This window comes from Duganella fentianensis (assembly GCF_964031615.1).
Taxonomy (GTDB): domain Bacteria; phylum Pseudomonadota; class Gammaproteobacteria; order Burkholderiales; family Burkholderiaceae_D; genus Rugamonas; species Rugamonas fentianensis_A.
The window spans coordinates 229822-249889 of sequence record NZ_CAXIQN010000014.1; the positions used below are offsets into that span (position 1 = coordinate 229822).

A 20068-nucleotide genomic window follows, 5' to 3' on the forward strand; every position below is an offset into this window, starting at 1 on the left:
TCCCGTAGTTTGGGATTAGAATAGTCCGGAGCCGGCGGCGCAGTCGCCGCCGGCAATCTGGGAGAGATTTTTGGTACAACGCCTGCTTGCCCCCGGCGAGATCGAGGCACTCGATCACACCGCCATTCCACGTCTGCTGCTGCCGCAGCCGAAAGCCCTGTTCACTGCCCGTGCTGCGCGTCTGCGCCAGCTGGCCAATAACGAAATCAAAGGAATCCCCGTCGGCGAAACGCTGCGCGGCTATCTGCTGCTGATGGCGGCGCTGGTCGATGCGCAGGCTGCCGTGGCCGAATCCCTGCCGGCCGAAGTGTTTGCCCTGCCGCCGGCTGCTGCGATCGACCTATCGATCGAACATCACATGCCGCCGCTGCCCGTCAACGGCGAGCGCCCTGCTTCGTGGCGCCTCGTATTCGACGCCCTGCTCGACCATCTGGAACCGCTGGCTGCCGGCCAGCCGCAGATGGCCGCCGTGCTGGGCGAACTGCGCACGCTCGATAACGGCCAGCTGGAAGGCTGTGCCGATGCCGTGCTGGCCGAACTGACCGATGGCGTACATCCGCTGCACGCACCGTTTGTCGCCGCTGCGCTGCAACTGATGTGGACCATGCGCGCAGCCCAGCTGGACTCGCGCCGCGTGCAGCCGCTGGTCACCAATACCCTGTGCCCTGTATGCGGTGCTCATCCTGTCGCCAGCGTGATCCGCATCGGTGGCCAGTCGCAAGGCTACCGCTATCTGCATTGCAGCTGCTGCTCGAGCGAGTGGCACATGGTGCGAGTTAAATGCTCTTGCTGCGAAGGCACGGCCAAGGTGGCCTACCAGAGTCTGGAAGCGGCCGATGCGCCTACGCCGGACGATGCACCCGTCGCTACCGGCAAAGCCAACGATCCGAGTAAGGTAGCACGCGCAGAAACCTGCGACGAGTGCCACACCTACCGCAAGATCTTCAATCAGGAGCACGACTACAACGTCGATCCGCTGGCTGACGATCTGGCCAGCCTCGCCATCGACGTACTGGTCGGCGAAGCGGGCTATGCGCGCGCCAGCGGTAACCCGCTGTTATGGTTCAGTGCCGAATGAGTAACGGCACTGAAAATCAAGGCACCGAAGCCGGCAACGTGGAAGCAGGCACTATCCGCCTGCCCGCCGTTCACCTGCTGCTGTCCGATCCGGCCTGCGCAGAACTGATAAGCGAATTTGGCCGTGTGCAGACGCTGGAGACGGCACGCCTGCTGCTGGCCGAGCTACGTAGCCTGATGCTGGCCAGTCGTCGCGATGGCGCTGCCATGCCAGCTGCGCCCGATATTCCCGCCGTGCTGGCGCAACTGGGCGAGCGCCTGCGCGCCAACAACCGTTCGCCGCTGCGCCCCGTGTTCAATCTGACGGGCACCGTGCTGCACACTAATCTAGGCCGTGCCCTGCTGCCTGATGCTGCCGTGCAGGCAGTAACGGAAGCACTGCGCTGGCCCATGAATCTGGAATGGGATATCGAAACGGGCAAACGGGGCGACCGCGATAACCTGATCGAAGAACTGCTGCTGGAACTGACGGGTGCCGAAGCGGCTACCATCGTCAACAACAATGCCGCCGCCGTGCTGCTGATGCTTAACACCGTCGCACAGGGTAAGGAAGTGATTGTCTCGCGCGGCGAACTGGTGGAGATTGGCGGTGCTTTCCGCATCCCCGACATCATGACGCGCGCCGGTGCTGTGCTGCGCGAAGTAGGCAGCACCAACCGCACCCACCTCAAGGATTATGCCGAAGCGGCCGGACCGCAGACGGCGCTGATGATGAAAGTCCATTGCAGTAATTACGCAATCACGGGCTTCACCAAAAGCGTGGAGCTGCCGGAACTGGCGCCACTGGCGAAGAAAGCCGGTGTGCCACTGGCCGTCGATCTGGGCAGCGGCACGCTGGTCGATCTGGAACAGTATGGCCTGCCGCACGAAACCACGGTACGCGAGACTATCGCCGGTGGCGCCGATCTGGTCACCTTCAGCGGCGACAAGCTGCTCGGTGGCCCGCAGTGCGGCATCATCGTTGGCCGCGCCGACCTGATTGCGCAGATCAAAAAGAATCCCCTCAAACGCGCACTGCGCGTGGGCAAACTGACGCTGGCGGCACTGGAGCCAGTGCTGGCCTTGTACCGCGCACCGGATCTGCTGCCGGAGCGTCTAACCACGCTGCGTCTGCTAACCCGCCCTGCCAGTGCCATGCACGCGCTGGCGCAGGAGATTGCACCCGTCATGCAGGCTGCACTGGGTGCACAGTATCAGGTAGACAGCGAAGCGATGATGAGCCAGATCGGCAGCGGTGCACTGCCGGTGGATCAGTTGCCTAGCTATGGTCTGGTGATACGCGCCAGCGTAGATAAAGCTGCCAGCAAAAGTGCCGGTCAGCGCACCAGCAACCCGCTTGGCGCACTTGAGCAGCGTTTGCGTGCCCTGCCCGTGCCTGTCATCGGCCGCGTGGCACAGGATGCGCTGTGGCTGGATCTGCGCTGCCTCGACGAGCATCAGCGCCAGCGCTTTATCGATCAACTGGCACTGCTGCGCGCATGATCATAGGCACGGCAGGTCATATCGACCACGGCAAGACCACGCTCACCCGCGCCCTCACGGGCGTGGACACCGACCGTCTCAAGGAAGAAAAAGCACGCGGTATTTCCATTGAACTCGGATATGCCTACACGCCGCTCGACGATGGCGACATCCTCGGCGTCATCGACGTCCCCGGCCACGAAAAATTCATCCGTACCATGGCCGCCGGTGTGACCGGCATCGACGCAGCACTGCTGGTGATCGCTGCCGACGACGGCATCATGCCGCAGACGCTGGAGCATCTATCCATCCTGCGCCTGCTAGGTGTACGGCGCGGTGCGGTAGCCCTCACCAAAGCTGACCGTGCCGATGCGGCACGACTGGAACAGGTCGAACAGGAGATCCGCAACCTGCTTGCGCCCACCGCTTTTTCCGATGCCGCCATCTTCCGTACCAACGCCAGCGCTGCTAATGATGCGGGTGTGCAGGCACTGCGCCAGCATCTGGCGCAGTTGGCCAAGACTTTGCCCGCCAACGACGAGCGCCGCTTGTTCCGTCTCGGCGTAGACCGCGTGTTCACCTTGCAGGGACAGGGTACCGTGGTCACCGGCACCGCACTGGCGGGCCGTGTGCAGATCGGCGATGTACTGCAATTGGCACCTAGCGGATTGCAGGCGCGCGTACGCAGCATACACGCCCAGAATCGCAGCGCGGAAGCTGGCCATAGCGGCCAGCGGCTAGCGTTATGCCTGAGTGGTGTGAGCAAGGACGATATTGCCCGGGGTAGCTGGGTAGTAGCCCCCGCACTGGCCGAATGCTCCGAGCGCTTCGACGCTACGCTAACGCTGACGTCCGATTGCGCCCAGCCGCTCAAGCCCTGGTCGCCCGTGCACGTGCATCTGGGCGCCGCACACCACACTGCAAACGTGGTGCTGCTAGACGGCGAATATCTGGCGCCGGGTCAGACGGCACGTGTACAGCTGGTACTCGATGCTCCCGTCCATGCTGTTGCAGGCGACCGCTTCGTGATCCGCAATGCGCAAGCCACGGCCACCATCGGCGGCGGTACGGTGCTCGATCCCTTTGGCCCTGCGCGCAAACGGCGCAGCAGTGCGCGACTGGCATGGCTGCAGGCCATGGCAGAATTCATCGACAGCGGCGACAGCGGCACGCTGCTGGCGCGCTCGCCGCTCGGTCTGCGCGCATCGGCGCTGGTGCGCCTATCCCAGCTACCGGCCGCACAGTTAGACATCCCCGCCGACACACTGCGTCTGGCTTTGCAGGGCGGCGACGAACTGTTGCTGGCCGCAGCCGAATCCGAGCGCCTGCAGCAGCAAATACTCGCTGCGCTGGCAGCCTTCCACGAAAAAGCACCGGACGATGCAGGTCCCGAACTGTGGCGCCTGAAACGCATCGTTTCGCCCGAGATGGAAGATCGTCTGTGGAGCCGCCTGGTCGACAATTTGCTGGCGTCAGGTCAAATCTGCCAGCGTGGCCGCAGCCTGCATCTGCCCGATCATAGTGTAGAACTGAGTGCAGAAGAACAGACCATTGCAGCGCCTCTGCTGGCGGCACTGCTGGCTGGCCGCTACGATCCGCCATGGGTACGCGATCTGGCGCGCGATCATGCCATCGCCGAAGCGGAAGTACGGCGTTTGCTGCGCAAGCTGGCCAAGAGCGGCGATATCAGTCAACTGGTGCCGGACCTGTTCTATCACCCGCAGCCGCTAGCCGAACTGGCCGGACTGGTAGCCACCCTGCCGGAAGTTCAAGCGGCCTCGTTCCGCGATGCCACAGGACTGGGACGCAAGCGCGCCATCCAGATCTTGGAGTTCTTCGATAGGGTCGGCTATACTCGACGCGTAGGCAATGTGCACATGGTGCGTCCCAACGCAGTCTGGGCCTATAGCGCATAATGACATCGCATTAGCACTAGTCGCAGCAGTAATCTCACCAGCACGGAAGGCATACTTATCCGGTGATGGGGCCGGGCTTCAAACCCGGTGGGGGGCGTCAGCCGCTCTCCTGTAAGTTCGACTCTTACTGCCTTCCGCCATCCCCGCTACTTCAATACCCCGCACACCATATCGATGGCGGCTTCCAGCCGCGCTGGCTGCTCGGCCAGTAGCGCCCACAGGTAGTTATGCTGCGCGCCTTCCACCACATGCAGTTGTGCCGATTGCGCCCGCGCTGCGGCGGCCACTAGCCGTTCCGGTATCTCCAGCGGGATCGTCGCATCATGCTCGGCGGCGATCACTAACAGGCGCCCCTGGAACTGGCCCAGTATGTCCCACGCATCGCTGTCAGCCCAGCTACGCGGCTGCCGGATCACGGCAGAAAAATCCGGCCCGAACGGCACTTCATAAGCGTTCGGTGTGTACACGCCCGGCACAATCAGCACCAGCGCATCGACCGCATGGCTTTGCGTCATGCGGATAGCGTTGTAGGCACCCATGCTGGCGCCCACTACGGCCAGCGGCTGCGGCAATGCGCGCGCTTCCGCTACGGCCTGCGCCTGCCGGGTGCGGCTCGCCACCGAGGACTGCGCCAGCGCACCACCAGTGTCACCGTGACCTATGCAATCGAAGCAGGTACTGCCGATGCCACGCTGCTGCAAAGCCCCGCGCAGCACACGGTGGCCGTGGCGGCTGCTGTTGCCAGCGCCATGCAGGTACAGCACGCGGTTGCTATCGGCGCCCACATACTGGTCGCCCTGAAGCAGAGCCTCGCCGAACGGCACGGTGAAATCAACGATCATTTAGCGGCTTCCTCGGCCAATCGCTGCTTCAGCTCTGGCTGCATGGTCGCCACCAGTTTCTGGCAGGCGCTAGGCTGGCCGGCCACTACAGCAACCGGCTGACCGGACGACAGTTGCGGCCACTGCTCCGAGAACGATGGATGCGCCGTTACCAGTATGTCGCACGGGGCTGCGTTCAGTGCCGCGTAGCTGCGCTCAAACTGCGCCACTACCTCGGGGTGATCGCTAAAGCGGTAGCCCTTGCCACGCACCGGATAGATGCTGTCGGCATACACCAGATTACGGCAGCTATCCTGCTCGCATGACTGCCAGCGCCAGCTTGTACCGCCCGCCGTATGGCCGGGCGTTGCCATCGCCGTCAGCGCCAGCGACCCCACCCGCACCACTTCACCATCCACCACCGTACGCACGTGTTTGACGGGCGCATACGGCGTATTACCGATGAACTGGGGATCATCCTTATCCATGCGGCCGCGTTTGAGCGAAGCCGCCGTCGAGGCGCTAGCCACTACCGTTGCCCCCGTCATGCGCTGCAGCGCGGCGATGCCACCAGCATGATCGACGTGGTCGTGCGAACTCAGAATCAGCTTCACATCGCGCAGCTTGAAACCCAGCTTGCGGATGCTGGCGGCTATCAGCTTGGGCGATTCCGGCAAAGCGCCATCGAGCAGAATATGGCCTTGCGGCGAAGTCACCAGCACGGAGCTCAGGCCGGCCACGCCAACGTAATAGGTATTGCCGTAAATGCGGAATGGATCGCGCGGCTGGTTCCAGTCATCGTCTGCGTGGGCAGCGTGGGAACCTAAGGCAAGCAAGGCAGCAAGCAGAATTTTTTTCATGGCGCAGTGAGGTTGAGGAATTTTCAACATTGTAATGCCAGCGTTCCACAACGCACAGGTAGAAATTCAGCGCACATGGCACAATACCGGCTTCACTTAGAAGGAACCCTGCCATGAAACCATACGCACTGCGTAGCGCTACTCAGGCCGGCCTGAGCGCCCTGCTGCCTGCCCTGTTTGTCGCCCTCGCACCTGCCCACGCCGCCGAAACCATCGCCAGTGCCGAACAACTGTATCAGACCCATTGTGCGGCCTGCCACGGCAGCGCCATGCAGGGCGCTATCGGCCCGACGCTGGGTGCGCACAAATGGCTGCACGGCGCGCCGACCAAAGCCAATCTGGTCAAAGTCATCACGCGCGGAGTGCCGGAAAAGGATATGCCTTCGTGGGGCAAGACGCTGAGCGCGGCGCAAATCGAACAACTGGCCGGCTATATTGCGGCCAATGCGAATAAGCCTGCCGTAGCACCCGAAGTTGCCGCCGCAAGTGCCACGACGCCAGCAACGGCAGCCGCCATTGCTGCTGCCAAGGCCCAGCAGAACATCCCTGACCTGAACGGCTTCAAGCTGCCGAAAGGCTTCCACATCAGCGTGTATGCCGATCAGGTGGCGGCTGCACGCAGCATGGTGGTGTCGGATAGCGGCATAGTCTACGTGGGTTCGCGCAAGGCTGGCAAAGTCTATGCGTTGGTGCCGCGCGCTGACAAACAGCAGGCCGACGTCATCACGGTAGCAGAAGGACTGGAGCATCCGATCGGCGTCACGCTGCTCAACGGTGCACTGTACGTGGGCGAAATCAGCCGCGTGATCCGCTTCGACCAGATCGACAAGCACTACGCCAGCAAGCCTGCCTACACCGTCCTCAACGTGAAACTGCCCAACGATAAATGGCACGGCGAAAAAGTCCTCAAAGCTGGCCCCGACGGCAAGCTTTATATCCCAGTCGGTGCACCATGCAATGTGTGCGAGACGGAAGACACCAAGCACGCCAAGATCTACCGCATGAATGCCGATGGCAGCGGTCTGGAAGAATATGCACGCGGCGTGCGCAATACAGTAGGCTTTGACTTCCACCCGACCACGAAAGCGCTATGGTTCACCGATAATGGCCGCGACGAAATGGGCGACAACACCCCGTCCTGCGAACTGAATATCGCACCCAAGCCCGGCCTGCACTTCGGCTTCCCTTACTGCCACGGTGGCGTCGTACCCGACCCTAACTTCTCCCATGGCCGTAGCTGCGAAGAGTTCGAAGCGCCGGTCGCCAAACTGGGCCCGCACGTGGCGCCGCTGGGCATGACCTTCTACACGGGTAGCCAGTTCCCTGCCGCCTACCGCAATCAGGCTTACATCGCCGAACATGGCTCGTGGAACCGCAGCACCAAGAGCGGCTACAGCGTACGTCTGATCACGCTCTACAACAGCAAGGTAGTCACCGACACCGCCTTCGTCGATGGTTTCCTGCGCGGCGAAGAAGTAGTCGGCCGCCCTGTCGATCTGGTCACGCTGGCCGACGGCTCCATGCTGATCTCCGACGACTACGGTGGCCGCATCTACCGCGTCACCTACGACGGCAAGTAAGCACCTCGACGAGCTAGCGTTACGGCTAGTTCTGCCCCCTCTGCTGCCCTGCCTTGTCAGGGCAGCCAGTCCGGCCTAAGTACCTGTTCTAGCGTCCATGGGCACGCTGCAGGGATATTGTCCAGCTCCGTTTCATGTACCAGCAACAGCACCGCGTCATGCCAGACACCCAGCCAGAATTCCGGCTGTCCGGCCGTATGCTTGAGGCTAGGTGCTTTATCCAGCAAGGCCAGAACCTGTAGGCGCTGCACCCGTATTGTGGTCAGCCAGCTTTTGCCCTGCCGCTCAGGCTGCATCTGCCATTTATAGAGATGCTCGACCAGCACGGCTAGCCGGTGCGCCAGTGCACGTCGCTCGCTCTTGCCCACATCCTCGATCTCCTCTGCCAGATGTTCCACATCGAGCTGCAGCCACCTACCGCTGCGCAGTAGCTGCGCCTGTTCCTGCGCCCACGCCACCACATCCGCCTCATAGTTCTGCTTCATACTCCCTCCAGACAAGTTGGAGCGAATCGGCCCGACAAAGTTCCAAGTCCGGGGTCAGGTCGGGCATTGGCGCAGAGTACGCTAGAGTTATGGCGAGCTCTGCATCGATGCCCGACCTGACCCCTGCACTTTGCCCGACCTGACCCCAAAATAGACCCCAAAATAAAAAAACCGCCGGGCTTGCGCTCCGGCGGTTTTACTTTCGGCCTGAGCCGGAAGGATTACTGTGCTGCGGCAGCTGCTTCTTCAGCAGCAGCTTTCATCGACAGTTTCAGACGGCCGCGGTCGTCGGTTTCCAGAACCTTGACGCGTACAGCCTGACCTTCTTTCAGGTAGTCAGCCACGGCGTTCACGCGCTCGTTGGCGATCTGCGAAATGTGCAGCAGACCGTCTTTGCCCGGCATCACTTGCACGATCGCGCCGAAGTCCAGCAGCTTCAGAACCACGCCGTCGTAGCTCTTGCCTACTTCTACCGAAGCAGTCAGTTCTTCGATACGACGTTTGGCTTCCTGACCTGCAGCAGCGTCTACGGAGGCGATGGTGACCACGCCTTCGTCGCTGATGTCGATCTGGGTCCCGGTTTCTTCGGTCAGAGCGCGAATCACGGCGCCGCCTTTACCGATCACGTCACGGATCTTCTCTGGGTTGATCTTGATGGTGATCAGACGTGGTGCGAAGTCCGACAGTTCGGTCTTCACGGTAGGCATGGCTTTCTGCATTTCGCCGAGGATGTGCTCGCGGCCTTCTTTGGCTTGCGCCAGTGCCACTTGCATGATTTCCTTGGTGATGCCCATGATCTTGATGTCCATCTGCAGTGCCGTGATACCGTTGCGGGTACCGGCCACTTTGAAGTCCATGTCGCCCAGGTGGTCTTCGTCACCCAGAATGTCGGACAGCACAGCGAACTTGCCGCCTTCCTTGATCAGACCCATGGCGATACCGGCCACGTGTTCTTTCATCGGAACGCCAGCGTCCATCAGTGCCAGGCAGCCGCCGCAGACGGAAGCCATCGACGAGGAACCGTTCGACTCGGTGATTTCCGACACGAGACGCACAGCGTAGCTGAACTCTTCTTGCGAAGGCAGCGCAGCGATCAGTGCACGCTTGGCCAGACGGCCGTGGCCGATTTCGCGGCGCTTAGGCGTACCCACGCGGCCCGTTTCGCCGGTGGCGAACGGTGGCATGTTGTAGTGCAGCATGAACGGGTCGGTGAATTCGCCCATCAGTGCGTCAATCTTCTGGCTGTCACGCGCGGTACCCAGCGTAGCAACGACCAGCGCCTGGGTTTCACCACGGGTGAACAGGGCCGAACCGTGGGTACGTGGCAGTACCGAAGTACGGATCGAGATCGGACGTACGGTGCGGGTATCGCGGCCGTCGATACGTGGCTCACCGTCCAGAATCTGCGAACGCACGATCTTGGCTTCCATTTCGAACAGGATGTTGCCAACTTCGGCAGCGTCCACGCTGGTGCCAGCGGCAGCAGCTTCGGCGTTCAGGTCAGCCATGATTTCAGCCGAAGCGGTTTTCAGCTTGGCGGTACGTTCCTGCTTGTCTTTCACCTGATAGGCAGCCGACAGTTTGTCGCCAGCGAAGTGCGCCACGCGGGCGATCAGTGCTTCGTTCTTGGCAGGTGGCGCCCATTCGACCTCTGGCTTGCCGCCGTCGCGTACCAGATCATGGATCGCGTCGATGACAGCTTTCATCTGCTCGTGGCCATACACCACGGCGCCCAGCATGATTTCTTCCGACAGTTGTTGCGCTTCCGATTCCACCATCAGCACGGCGGTTTCGGTACCGGCAACCACCAGATCCATCTGCGAGGTTTTCAGTTGTTCTACGGTCGGGTTCAGGATGTACTGGCCGTTGGCGTAACCCACGCGGGCAGCGCCGATAGGACCATTGAAAGGCACGCCAGCCACGCACAGAGCGGCCGAAGCACCGATCATCGAAGGGATGTCCGGATCGATTTCAGGATTGACCGACAGCACGTGAATGATCACTTGCACTTCGTTCAGGTAACCTTCTGGGAACAGAGGACGGATCGGACGGTCGATCAGACGCGAGGTCAGCGTTTCCTTTTCCGATGGACGACCTTCACGTTTGAAGAAACCGCCAGGAATCTTACCGGCTGCATAGGTTTTTTCAACGTAATCGACGGTCAGCGGGAAGAAATCCTGACCTGGCTTGGCGTCTTTACGCGCTACCACGGTGGCCAGAATCACGGTATCTTCAACCGATACCATCACTGCGCCGGAGGCCTGACGAGCGATCTCGCCGGTTTCCAGCGTGACGGTGTGTTGACCGTACTGGAAGGTTTTCGTAACTTTATTAAACATGGGTAATCCCTTTCTATTTGCCGACAGATTTTCAGGGGCTGTCGTTCACCTCACCACAGGCAGCCTCGCGGCCACCTCTACTGCTTTTTACAACGCACTACAAACTACAAAATCGGAATTCCATGCTGCCTTGCCAAGAGCGTATGCTGCCTAGCAATTTTTGCCCTGCTTGAAAGACAAAATGCCCGCGTCAGAAAACTGGCGCAGGCATTTCGTTAAGCCGGATGATGCAATATTACTTACGCAGACCCAGTTTAGCGATCAGATCGCGGTAACGGGTAGCATCTTTGCCCTTCAGGTAGGACAGCAGCGATTTACGACGGTTAACCATCATAATCAGACCACGACGCGAGTGGTGATCTTTGGTGTGTGCTTTGAAGTGGGCGTTCAGTTCGTTGATGCGTGCGGTCAGCAGTGCAACTTGAACTTCTGGCGAACCGGTGTCTTTTTGACCACGGGCGTTGTCCGCAATGATAGCGGCTTTGTTGATGTTTTCTACGGTCATGATATTACCTTTCACATGCGGTGCGCGGAGTCTGAACCCTGCCCACCGTGAGCTTCAAAAAAAATCTGATCGGAAGACCAGACCCGCGATTATAACGGAATTTCGCGCCCCTGTATCCTGATTTGACTACAATCGTTCTATCTTCTGCATGGCGCGTGGGGTTTTTCATGAAAAACATTGTTATTGCAGCAATATTCACCCTCATCCTGAGCGCCTGTGCAGGCCTGCAAGCCCCGCCAGTTGGCTCCAGTGAAGCGGCGGTGCTGGCCAGTCTGGGGCAGCCCACGGGGCGCTATCCGCTGGATGGCAACACCATGCTGGAATATGCGCAGGGCCCGCTAGGCCAGACGACCTATATGGCCAGACTGGGGCCGGATGGTCGCCTGCTCTCGTTCGAGCAAGTGCTGACCAGCGAGAAATTTGCCAGCGTCGCGCTGAAGCACGACACCAAGCAAAGCATCCTCGCCCGCTTTGGTCGCCCCAATGATGTGGTGCATTACTCCAGCGTCGAAGGCGATGTCTGGCTGTATCGCTACAAAGAGCAGAAAGTATGGGATTCGATGATGCACGTCGAATTCGACCGCAGCGGCGTGGTGCAGGCCATGGTGAATGGCCCCGATCCCGACCGGCAGGGACGCCAGCTGCGCTAGGCAGCCGCGCGCCCCGCCCTGTGCATCACACTTGCGGGTTGACCCGCTCGACTTTCGAGTGCAGCTTGTTGAGCGCCGACAGATAAGCCTTGGCCGAGGCCACGATGATGTCCGGATGCGCGCCCACGCCATTGACGATACGGCCATCCTTGGACAGACGCATGGTCACCTCGCCTTGCGACTGGGTGCCCGTACTGATCGCATTCACGGAGAACAGCACCAGCTCGGCGCCACTACCCACTTCCGATTCGATCGCATTCACCGTCGCATCGACCGGACCATCACCACGGCCTTCCGAGGTGTGTTCTTCGCCATCGATCGTGAACACCACTTTCGCGCTCGGCGTGGTGCCCGTATCGGACTGCTGGGCCAGACTGATAAAGCGGTAGTACTCGCTATCCTGCGACTGCTGCTCGTCCGATACCAGCGCCAGAATATCTTCGTCGAAGATATCGGCCTTGCGGTCGGCCAGTTCCTTGAAGCGCACGAAGGCGGCATTGATTTCCGCTTCCGACTCCAGCTCGATGCCCAGTTCCGTCAGGCGCTGCTTGAAGGCGTTGCGGCCCGACAGCTTGCCCAGCACGATCTTGGTGGCAGTCCAGCCCACGTCTTCGGCGCGCATGATCTCGTAGGTCTCGCGCGATTTCAGCATGCCGTCCTGATGGATGCCCGATGCATGCGCGAAGGCGTTGGCGCCCACCACCGCCTTGTTAGGCTGCACGGCAAAGCCGGTAATCTGCGACACCATTTTCGAGGCGGCCACGATCTGGGTAGTATCAATGCCGACATCCAGATTGTAGTAAGCGCGGCGGGTGCGCAGCGCCATCACCACCTCTTCCAGCGCGGTGTTACCGGCTCGCTCGCCCAGACCGTTGATGGTGCACTCGATCTGGCGCGCACCGCCTATCATTACGCCGGCCAGCGAGTTGGCCACGGCCAGACCCAGATCGTTATGGCAGTGCACCGACCAGATGGCCTTGTCCGAATTCGGAATCCGTTCGCGCAGGCGGCGGATGGTTTCGCCGAAGATCTCCGGTACCGCATAGCCTACCGTGTCAGGGAAGTTAATCGTGGTGGCACCTTCTTCGATCACGCCTTCCAGCACGCGGCACAGGAAGTCTTCATCCGAGCGGCTGCCGTCTTCCGGACTAAATTCGATGTCATCGGTATGCTGGCGCGCGAAGCGCACGGCGTTACGGGCTTGCAGCAGCACCTGCTCCGGCAGCATGCGCAGCTTCATCTCCATGTGCAGCTTGGAAGTGGCGATAAAGGTATGGATACGTTTGCGCTCGGCCGGTGCCAGCGCTTCGGCGGCACGGGCGATATCGCGGTCATTGGCGCGCGACAGCGAGCAAATGGTCGATTCACGTACTGCCGTAGCAATCGCGCGGATCGATTCGAAGTCCCCCTGCGAGGCGGCAGCAAAGCCAGCCTCGATCACATCGACGCGCAGCCGTTCCAGCTGCTTGGCGATGCGGACTTTTTCGTCCTTGGTCATGGAAGCGCCCGGCGATTGCTCGCCGTCGCGCAGGGTGGTGTCAAAGATAATCAGGCGGTTGGATGAGTTGCTCATAATAGCTCCGTGGCTTTTGCTTCGTTGCTTGAATTCTCAGGGCCTGCCGCCCTCAGGTCTTTTTAATCTAGGCTTAGCGGCGTTCGCTGGGATCACTGGTTTCCTGCTCGGTCTGGATCAGACTGACTTTCTTACCCTTGGCCAGACGCCAGATGGAGATGACATAACCGGACAGGCCGTAAGCGATGAAGATAGGGAACAGCACTTTAGGCGGATCGATCGATACCAGTGCAAACACCAGCGCAATCAGGAACACCGCAATGAACGGCACCGACTTGCGGAAATTGATGTCTTTAAAACTGTAGAACGGCACATTGGTCACCATGGTCAGACCGGCGAACATGGCGATACTCCACGACACCCAGCGCAGATCGGTTCCAGCTACTTCCTGATCCACCATCAGCAACACGAACCCAGCCACCAGCGCGGCAGCGGAAGGCGATGGCAGCCCCTGGAAGAAGCGCTTATCCACCACCTGAATATTGGTATTGAAACGGGCCAGACGCAACGCGGCGCCGGCGCAGTAGACGAAAGCGGCGATCCAGCCCAGCTTGCCCAGACCACGCAGCGACCATTCGTAGATCACCAGTGCCGGCGCCGCGCCGAACGACACCATATCGGACAGACTGTCGTACTGGGCGCCGAATTCGCTCTGGGTATTGGTCAGACGGGCGACGCGGCCATCGAGGCCGTCGAGCACCATGGCAATGAAGATCGCCCATGCTGCATGTTCGAATTTCAGGTTCATGGCCATCACGATGGCGTAGAAACCGCAGAACAGCGCTGCCGTCGTAAAGGCATTCGGCAGCAGATAAATGCCGCGATGACGCGGCCGATCCAGATCCTCCCCGCGGGCACGACGGGCAAAGCGGGCAAAGCGCGACATCTGCGGCGTTTTTGCCAGATTGACGCCAGCCTTGGCGCGGCGGCGGGGGAATTTAGCCATAGTGTTGTGTTTCCTGAAAGCTGAAGTTAGTGCGCCACCATTATAGTGGAGCCGACCATAAAAAAGGGGGATAGTCGCACCATCCCCCTTGATTCTGACGTGATCGGCCGACTAAATCGGCCTACCCGACCGATTCTGCCCCGCCCGTCCCTGACTGACGCCAGTCGCCGCTTATTTGAAGCGCACTTTGGCCACCAGTCCCACCTGCACGGTGGTTTCACCGGGCTCGAAACTAGGCTCGGCCACGGCACTGTCGTCGGCCATTTTGGCCGTACGCATCATCAGTGGCGCCGGCGCAGCATACTGGGCTTCACGCAAGTAGTTACCAGTACCTTCAAAGTCAACCGCCTCCAGCACGGCATCGCTGGCACTGCGGCCCATCGCCTTGGCCATGAAGCCGACTCGATCACTGAGGTTGCGATAGGCGGCGGCAATCCGCGCTTCATCGAGCTGACGGGTGGTTTCCGGCGTCAGACCGAACTGCAGATTATTCAGTGCCAGCAGTTTCTGCGCGGCCGCCACGGTTTTGGGCAGCTTATCCAGACTGGTGGTGGTCATCTGCACGTACTGGCCCACGCGCCAGCCGGTAATCACGCGCTGACGTGCCGGCTGGCCGTTCAGCTGCGGACGCTCTTCCGAATACACGGGATAGGTGTAGTACCCCTGCGTTTTCAGACTGGCGACGGGATCTTCCTTCTTCAGGATTTCCAGCCCCTGACGCATCTTGGTGTTCACGCGCGAAGCGGCCACCGCCTTATCCTTATCCTGCTCCTCGATGGCCAGCGTCGCCACTACCTGATCGTTGGCGTGGCGCACCTCGCCCGAAGCAGGCACCACCACTAGCGTGCCCGTGGTCTGCACCATGGATTCCGGCCCTGCAGCGGCGGCAGAAAAGGCCAGCGTTGCAGCCGAAACAGCAAGCATCGATTTAAGAACGGTCATAGCAGACTCCATAGCAAGTTTAACAACGAGGCCTACTGTACCTGATTTCTCTAAGCCAACCAGTAACACATGGTGAGCGTTTGTAACAATTCCCGCCAAAGAAATCCACCGCCAGATGCTGCACTCGCGTCCGGCTATGGTACATTCGCCCCACTTCGACTGCGAAAGTGCCCATGTCGTACCCATTTCTGAGCGACGTCATACAGGCGGCCACCGGCTATGCCCTGCCCTTGCCGCTGGCGACCTTCGGCCTGTTCGTAGCACTGGGCGCACTGGCTGCAGGCGCCAGCTTTCGTGCCGAACTCAAGCGCCTGTATGAAGCGGGCCGCATCGGCCCTGCCTATGTGAGCGGCCTGTCGCGCCCGCCGCAGGAAGTGGTGAGCGACTTCATCATCGTAGTGCTGATTGCCGGCGTACTGGGCGCACGCCTATTCCACATCCTCGACCATCTCGAACAATTCTTTGCCGACCCGCTGGGCATGCTACTCACGCGCTCCGGCCTGAGCATCTTCGGCGGCCTGATCTTCGGCACCTTTGCCGGCATGCTGTGTGCGCGCCGCTGGCGTTTGCCCATCACCCCGCTGCTCGACGCTGCGGCGCCCGCCCTGATGCTGGGCTATGCCATCGGCCGTATCGGCTGCCAGATTTCCGGCGATGGCGACTGGGGCATCGCCGCCAACATGGCACTCAAGCCGGACTGGCTACCTAGCTGGCTATGGGCCCAGACTTATGACAACAACATCTACGGTGAACTGATCGCCGCACCGGGCGTCTACCCGACACCCATGTACGAAACCGCGATGGCACTGCTGTGCTTCGCCGTGCTGTGGGTCGCGCGCCGTCACCCATTCCGCATCGGCTGGCTGTTCTCGCTGTACCTGCTACTGGCCGGTGCCGAGCGCCTGCTAATCGAACAGATCCGCGTCAATCCCGTAATCAATCTGGGCAGCCTGCATGCCACCCAAGCGGAACTGATCGCCAGCACTCTGATCGCCCTCGGCCTGCTCGGCCTACTCATCAACCGCCAGCGCCGCTAGTCATTTCGATACAACCCAAACAAACAGAATGCCGCGCCTCAAATGAAAAGCGCATCATATTGCCAAGGCTTTGTAGATTTGATCTGAATAAAACGAAACACTAGATCGAATGACCGCAAGGGGAAAAGAAATGTTTGACTATCCCGTGACACTAACGCCCGACGATGGCAGCGTACTCGTGACTTTTGCCGACGTACCTGAAGCCATCACCTTCGGCATCAATGAAAAGCACGCACTGAGTAAAGCTGTCGATGCACTGGAAACAGCTCTATCGTTTTACGTCGATGCAGGTAAGCCACTTCCGCAAGCCAGCCAAGCAGCAGCCGGGCAAAAAACCGTTCGTCCATCCGCACTGGAATTGACCAGACTCGTCACCTATCAAGCCCAGACGGAGCAAGGCGTCGACTAGTCAAAAACTGGATGGCAAATAAAAACGGGGCAGACCCTGCGGCCTGCCCCGTTTTACGTTAGCGCGAAGCTAGCTTAGTTCTTCGACTGGTCAACCATCTTGTTCTTGGCGATCCAAGGCATCATGGCGCGCAGTTTGGCACCCACTTCTTCGATCTGGTGCTCAGCGGTCAGACGACGACGCGAGATCAGGGTCGGTGCACCGGCTTTGTTTTCCAGGATGAAGGACTTGGCGTATTCACCGGTCTGGATGTCTTTCAGGCACTGACGCATTGCATCTTTGGTCGCTGCGGTCACCACACGTGGACCCGTCACGTACTCGCCGTATTCGGCGTTGTTCGAGATCGAGTAGTTCATGTTGGCGATACCGCCTTCGTAGATCAGGTCAACGATCAGTTTCAGTTCGTGCAGGCACTCGAAGTAAGCCATTTCTGGAGCGTAGCCAGCTTCTACCAGCGTTTCGAAACCGGCTTTGATCAGTTCAACTGCACCACCGCACAGAACAGCCTGTTCACCGAACAGGTCGGTTTCGGTTTCTTCACGGAAGTTGGTTTCGATGATACCGGCACGGCCGCCGCCGTTAGCCGAAGCGTACGACAGAGCGATGTCACGGGCGATGCCGGACTTGTCCTGATACACAGCGATCAGGTGTGGCACACCGCCACCCTGGGTGTAGGTTGCGCGCACGGTGTGGCCTGGTGCTTTAGGAGCAACCATGATCACGTCCAGATCGGCGCGTGGCACAACTTGGCCGTAGTGCACGTTGAAGCCGTGGGCGAAGGCCAGAACAGCGCCTTGCTTGGCGTGTGGCGCAACGTTTTCGTTGTACACCTGAGCGATGTTTTCATCTGGCAGCAGGATCATGATGACGTCAGCGGCTTTCACTGCGTCGTTGACTTCTGCCACTTTCAGACCGGCTTTCTCTACTTTGCTCCACGAGGAGCCGCCTTTGCGCAGGCCAACGGTCACGTTGACGCCCGAGTCGCTCAGGTTCTGTGCGTGGGCGTGGCCTTGCGAGCCGTAGCCGATGATGGCAACGTTTTTGCCTTTGATCAGGGAGAGGTCAGCGTCTTTGTCGTAGAAAACTTTCATGGTCATTCCTTTGGATAAATTTGTTTACACTTTGAGGATGCGTTCGCCGCGGCCGATACCGGAACCGCCGGTACGTACCGTTTCGAGGATGGCAGTACGGTCGATCGAGTCGATGAAGGCGTCCAGCTTGGACTTGGCCCCCGTCAGTTCGATCGTGTAGGTCTTTTCCGTGACGTCGATGATGCGGCCGCGGAAGATGTCCGCCGTACGCTTCATTTCTTCACGCTCCTTACCTACGGCGCGCACCTTGATCAGCATCAGTTCACGTTCGATGTGCTGGCCTTCCGTCAGATCCACCACCTTCACCACCTCGATCAGGCGATTCAGGTGCTTGGTGATCTGTTCGATGATGTCGTCCGAGCCGGTGGTGACAATCGTCATCCGCGACAGGGTGGCATCTTCGGTTGGCGCAACCGTCAGCGTTTCGATGTTGTAGCCGCGGGCCGAGAACAGGCCCACCACGCGCGACAGCGCGCCGGCTTCGTTTTCCAGCAAGACAGAGATAATGTGTCGCATGTTATAAGTCCTCCGAACCCAACAGCATTTCAGAGAGCCCTTTGCCCGCTTTCACCATCGGCCAGACGTTTTCCGATTGATCCGTGATGAAGTTCATGAAGACCAGCTTGTCTTTCATGGCGAAGGCGTCACGCAGTGCGCCGTCCACATCACCGGGTTTTTCGATGCGCATGCCGACGTGGCCATAGGCCTCGGCCAGCTTCTCGAAGTTAGGCAGCGAATCCATATACGATTCCGAGTAACGCGAACCGTAATCGATCTGTTGCCACTGACGAACCATGCCGAGGAAGCGGTTGTTCAGCATGATGATCTTCGGCGTCAGGTGATACTGTTTGCAGGTCGCCAGTTCCTGGATACACATCTGTATCGAACCCTCGCCCGTGATACAGGCGACGGTGGCATCCGGATTAGCCATCTGCACGCCCATGGCGTATGGCAGACCGACGCCCATGGTGCCCAGACCACCGGAGTTGACCCAGCGCTTAGGCTTGTCGAACGGGTAGTACTGCGCCGCCCACATCTGGTGCTGGCCCACGTCGGAAGTGATGAAGGCATCGCCCTTGGTCACTTCCCACAGTTTCTGCACCACCGATTGCGGCTTGATCACCAGATCGGACGGGGCGAATTTCAGGCACTCGCGGCCACGCCATTCGTTGATCTGCTTCCACCAGTTCTTCAGCGCAGGCGCATTCGGCTTGGCATCGGCAGCGTCGAGCTGGGACAGGAACTCGATCAGCACGTCTTTGACGTTACCGACGATAGGAATGTCCACTTTCACGCGTTTCGAGATCGACGATGGGTCGATATCGACGTGAATGATCTTGCGCGGGTTGGTAGCAAAGTGTTTCGGGTTACCGATCACGCGGTCGTCGAAACGGGCGCCGATGGCGATCAGGACGTCGCAATGCTGCATCGCCATATTCGCTTCGTAGGTCCCGTGCATACCCGGCATACCGACGAATTTGTCGTCGCTGGCGCGGTAGGCGCCCAGACCCATCAGTGTGTTGGTGACGGGGAAGCCGAGTTTATCGACCAGCTTGTTCAGTTCCGGCGACGCATGCGCCAGGATCACGCCACCACCCGTGTAGATCATCGGGCGTTCAGCTTGCAGCAGCAGCTGCACAGCCTTGCGGATCTGACCGGCGTGACCTTTGTCGACCGGTTTGTACGAGCGCATCTCTACCTCTTTCGGGTAGGAATACGTCGTTTTATGCATCGAGATATCCTTCGGAATATCCACCAGCACAGGGCCTGGACGGCCGGTACGGGCGATGTAGAAGGCTTTCTTGACGGTTTCCGCCAAATCCTTGACGTCTTTGACGAGGAAATTGTGCTTGACCACGGGACGGGTAATACCCACCGTGTCGCATTCCTGGAAAGCATCCTGACCGATGGCGTGACTAGGCACCTGGCCCGAAATCACCACCATAGGGATGGAATCCATGTAAGCGGTAGAAAGACCTGTAACGGCATTCGTCACGCCCGGACCGGACGTTACCAGCGCTACACCAACTTTATCGGAACTGCGCGAATAGGCGTCGGCTGCGTGTATCGCGGCCTGCTCGTGTCGCACCAGTACGTGTTGGAATTTGTCTTGTTTGAAGATGGCGTCGTAAATGTACAGTACCGCACCACCTGGATAACCAAAGACGTGTTCTACGCCTTCGTCAGCCAAGCAGCGGACGAGTATTTCCGCGCCAGTGAGCAGATTTGCTCCCTGCGTTGCTTCGGTATTCATGAAACATTCCTTTCAAGGTCCATTGGAGATTGATCGGATGTTCTTTCCTAGCGAAGTATGGATACCGCTACAGCTTGGACCTGCACCCCTGTCTTTGATGCGCTTACACCAGCCTCTTCCGT

Annotated in this window: 18 protein-coding genes and 1 tRNA gene; 8 read left to right on the forward strand and 11 right to left on the reverse strand. The window is 59.8% G+C overall.

The window, feature by feature from the left end; genetic code table 11:
* The first annotated feature begins 70 nt into the window (after positions 1 to 70).
* The 4 genes from fdhE (at position 71) to ABNT42_RS10760 (ending at position 4594) form a co-directional block, all read left to right on the forward strand.
* Entirely contained in the window at positions 71 to 1078 is a 1008-nt protein-coding gene (gene fdhE, locus ABNT42_RS10745; protein ID WP_348696824.1) for a formate dehydrogenase accessory protein FdhE, read from the forward strand.
* Complete coding sequence (gene selA, locus ABNT42_RS10750; RefSeq protein ID WP_348696826.1) at positions 1075 to 2559, forward strand: L-seryl-tRNA(Sec) selenium transferase; 1485 nt, start codon at positions 1075 to 1077, stop codon at positions 2557 to 2559. Before fdhE ends, selA begins: the two co-directional genes overlap by 4 nt.
* Positions 2556 to 4454: a selenocysteine-specific translation elongation factor gene (selB, locus tag ABNT42_RS10755; protein WP_348696828.1), complete on the forward strand. Its 1899-nt coding sequence runs from the start codon at positions 2556 to 2558 to the stop codon at positions 4452 to 4454. The genes selA and selB overlap by 4 nt, the downstream gene beginning before the upstream one ends.
* Positions 4455 to 4498: 44 nt before the next feature.
* Positions 4499 to 4594 (forward strand) — tRNA-Sec (locus tag ABNT42_RS10760).
* 6 nt (positions 4595 to 4600) lie between these two features.
* On the opposite strand, the gene ABNT42_RS10765 is transcribed toward ABNT42_RS10760, so the two are convergent.
* Together ABNT42_RS10765 and bla are read right to left on the reverse strand one after the other, a co-directional pair.
* Entirely contained in the window at positions 4601 to 5296 is a 696-nt protein-coding gene (locus ABNT42_RS10765) for an alpha/beta hydrolase (RefSeq protein ID WP_348696829.1), read from the reverse strand.
* Positions 5293 to 6135, reverse strand: coding sequence for a subclass B3 metallo-beta-lactamase (gene bla / locus ABNT42_RS10770; RefSeq protein WP_348696831.1), 843 nt, complete (start codon positions 6133 to 6135; stop codon positions 5293 to 5295). Before bla ends, ABNT42_RS10765 begins: the two co-directional genes overlap by 4 nt.
* Positions 6136 to 6248: 113 nt before the next feature.
* On the opposite strand from bla, the gene ABNT42_RS10775 reads away from it, so the two are divergent.
* Positions 6249 to 7715 carry a PQQ-dependent sugar dehydrogenase gene (locus tag ABNT42_RS10775; RefSeq protein WP_348696833.1) on the forward strand — a complete coding sequence of 489 codons (1467 nt, stop codon included), beginning with the start codon at positions 6249 to 6251 and terminating at the stop codon, positions 7713 to 7715.
* 56 nt (positions 7716 to 7771) lie between these two features.
* Here the strand turns inward: ABNT42_RS10775 and ABNT42_RS10780 are convergent, their stop codons facing one another.
* The 3 genes from ABNT42_RS10780 to rpsO all read right to left on the reverse strand — a co-directional run bounded on the left by ABNT42_RS10780 (position 7772) and on the right by rpsO (position 11044).
* Positions 7772 to 8200, reverse strand: coding sequence for a DUF29 domain-containing protein (locus ABNT42_RS10780; protein ID WP_348696835.1), 429 nt, complete (start codon positions 8198 to 8200; stop codon positions 7772 to 7774).
* A 221-nt stretch (positions 8201 to 8421) separates the two neighbouring features.
* Positions 8422 to 10539: a polyribonucleotide nucleotidyltransferase gene (gene pnp / locus ABNT42_RS10785; protein ID WP_348696837.1), complete on the reverse strand. Its 2118-nt coding sequence runs from the start codon at positions 10537 to 10539 to the stop codon at positions 8422 to 8424.
* A gap of 235 nt (positions 10540 to 10774) precedes the next feature.
* Positions 10775 to 11044 carry a 30S ribosomal protein S15 gene (rpsO, locus tag ABNT42_RS10790; RefSeq protein ID WP_155434961.1) on the reverse strand — a complete coding sequence of 90 codons (270 nt, stop codon included), beginning with the start codon at positions 11042 to 11044 and terminating at the stop codon, positions 10775 to 10777.
* 167 nt (positions 11045 to 11211) lie between these two features.
* Between rpsO and ABNT42_RS10795 the strand changes: the two genes are divergently transcribed.
* Positions 11212 to 11694 carry a hypothetical protein gene (locus tag ABNT42_RS10795; RefSeq protein ID WP_348696840.1) on the forward strand — a complete coding sequence of 161 codons (483 nt, stop codon included), beginning with the start codon at positions 11212 to 11214 and terminating at the stop codon, positions 11692 to 11694.
* 25 nt (positions 11695 to 11719) lie between these two features.
* On the opposite strand, the gene ABNT42_RS10800 is transcribed toward ABNT42_RS10795, so the two are convergent.
* The 3 genes from ABNT42_RS10800 to ABNT42_RS10810 form a co-directional block, all read right to left on the reverse strand.
* Entirely contained in the window at positions 11720 to 13267 is a 1548-nt protein-coding gene (locus ABNT42_RS10800) for a 2-isopropylmalate synthase (RefSeq protein WP_348696842.1), read from the reverse strand.
* A gap of 73 nt (positions 13268 to 13340) precedes the next feature.
* Positions 13341 to 14213 carry a CDP-diacylglycerol--serine O-phosphatidyltransferase gene (gene pssA / locus ABNT42_RS10805; RefSeq protein ID WP_348696844.1) on the reverse strand — a complete coding sequence of 291 codons (873 nt, stop codon included), beginning with the start codon at positions 14211 to 14213 and terminating at the stop codon, positions 13341 to 13343.
* Positions 14214 to 14384: 171 nt separating this feature from the next.
* Positions 14385 to 15155: an SIMPL domain-containing protein gene (locus ABNT42_RS10810; protein WP_348696846.1), complete on the reverse strand. Its 771-nt coding sequence runs from the start codon at positions 15153 to 15155 to the stop codon at positions 14385 to 14387.
* Positions 15156 to 15328: 173 nt separating this feature from the next.
* Here ABNT42_RS10810 and ABNT42_RS10815 point away from each other — a divergent pair, with 173 nt between their 5' ends.
* Complete coding sequence (locus ABNT42_RS10815; RefSeq protein ID WP_348696848.1) at positions 15329 to 16192, forward strand: prolipoprotein diacylglyceryl transferase family protein; 864 nt, start codon at positions 15329 to 15331, stop codon at positions 16190 to 16192.
* A 130-nt stretch (positions 16193 to 16322) separates the two neighbouring features.
* Entirely contained in the window at positions 16323 to 16601 is a 279-nt protein-coding gene (locus ABNT42_RS10820; protein ID WP_348696850.1) for a type II toxin-antitoxin system HicB family antitoxin, read from the forward strand.
* Between the two features lie 74 nt (positions 16602 to 16675).
* On the opposite strand, the gene ilvC is transcribed toward ABNT42_RS10820, so the two are convergent.
* Genes ilvC through ABNT42_RS10835 form a run of 3 tightly spaced genes read right to left on the reverse strand, consistent with a single transcriptional unit; the run spans position 16676 to position 19946 of the window.
* The gene (gene ilvC / locus ABNT42_RS10825; RefSeq protein ID WP_155434954.1) at positions 16676 to 17692 is read right to left on the reverse strand and encodes a ketol-acid reductoisomerase; all 1017 of its coding nucleotides are present in this window, start codon (positions 17690 to 17692) and stop codon (positions 16676 to 16678) included.
* Between the two features lie 24 nt (positions 17693 to 17716).
* Positions 17717 to 18208, reverse strand: a complete 492-nt coding sequence (gene ilvN, locus ABNT42_RS10830) for an acetolactate synthase small subunit (RefSeq protein ID WP_155434953.1) — start codon at positions 18206 to 18208, stop codon at positions 17717 to 17719.
* A gap of 1 nt (position 18209) precedes the next feature.
* A complete protein-coding gene (locus ABNT42_RS10835) occupies positions 18210 to 19946 on the reverse strand; it encodes an acetolactate synthase 3 catalytic subunit (RefSeq protein ID WP_161034833.1) in 1737 nt (578 codons plus the stop codon).
* Between the last annotated feature and the right edge of the window lie 122 nt (positions 19947 to 20068).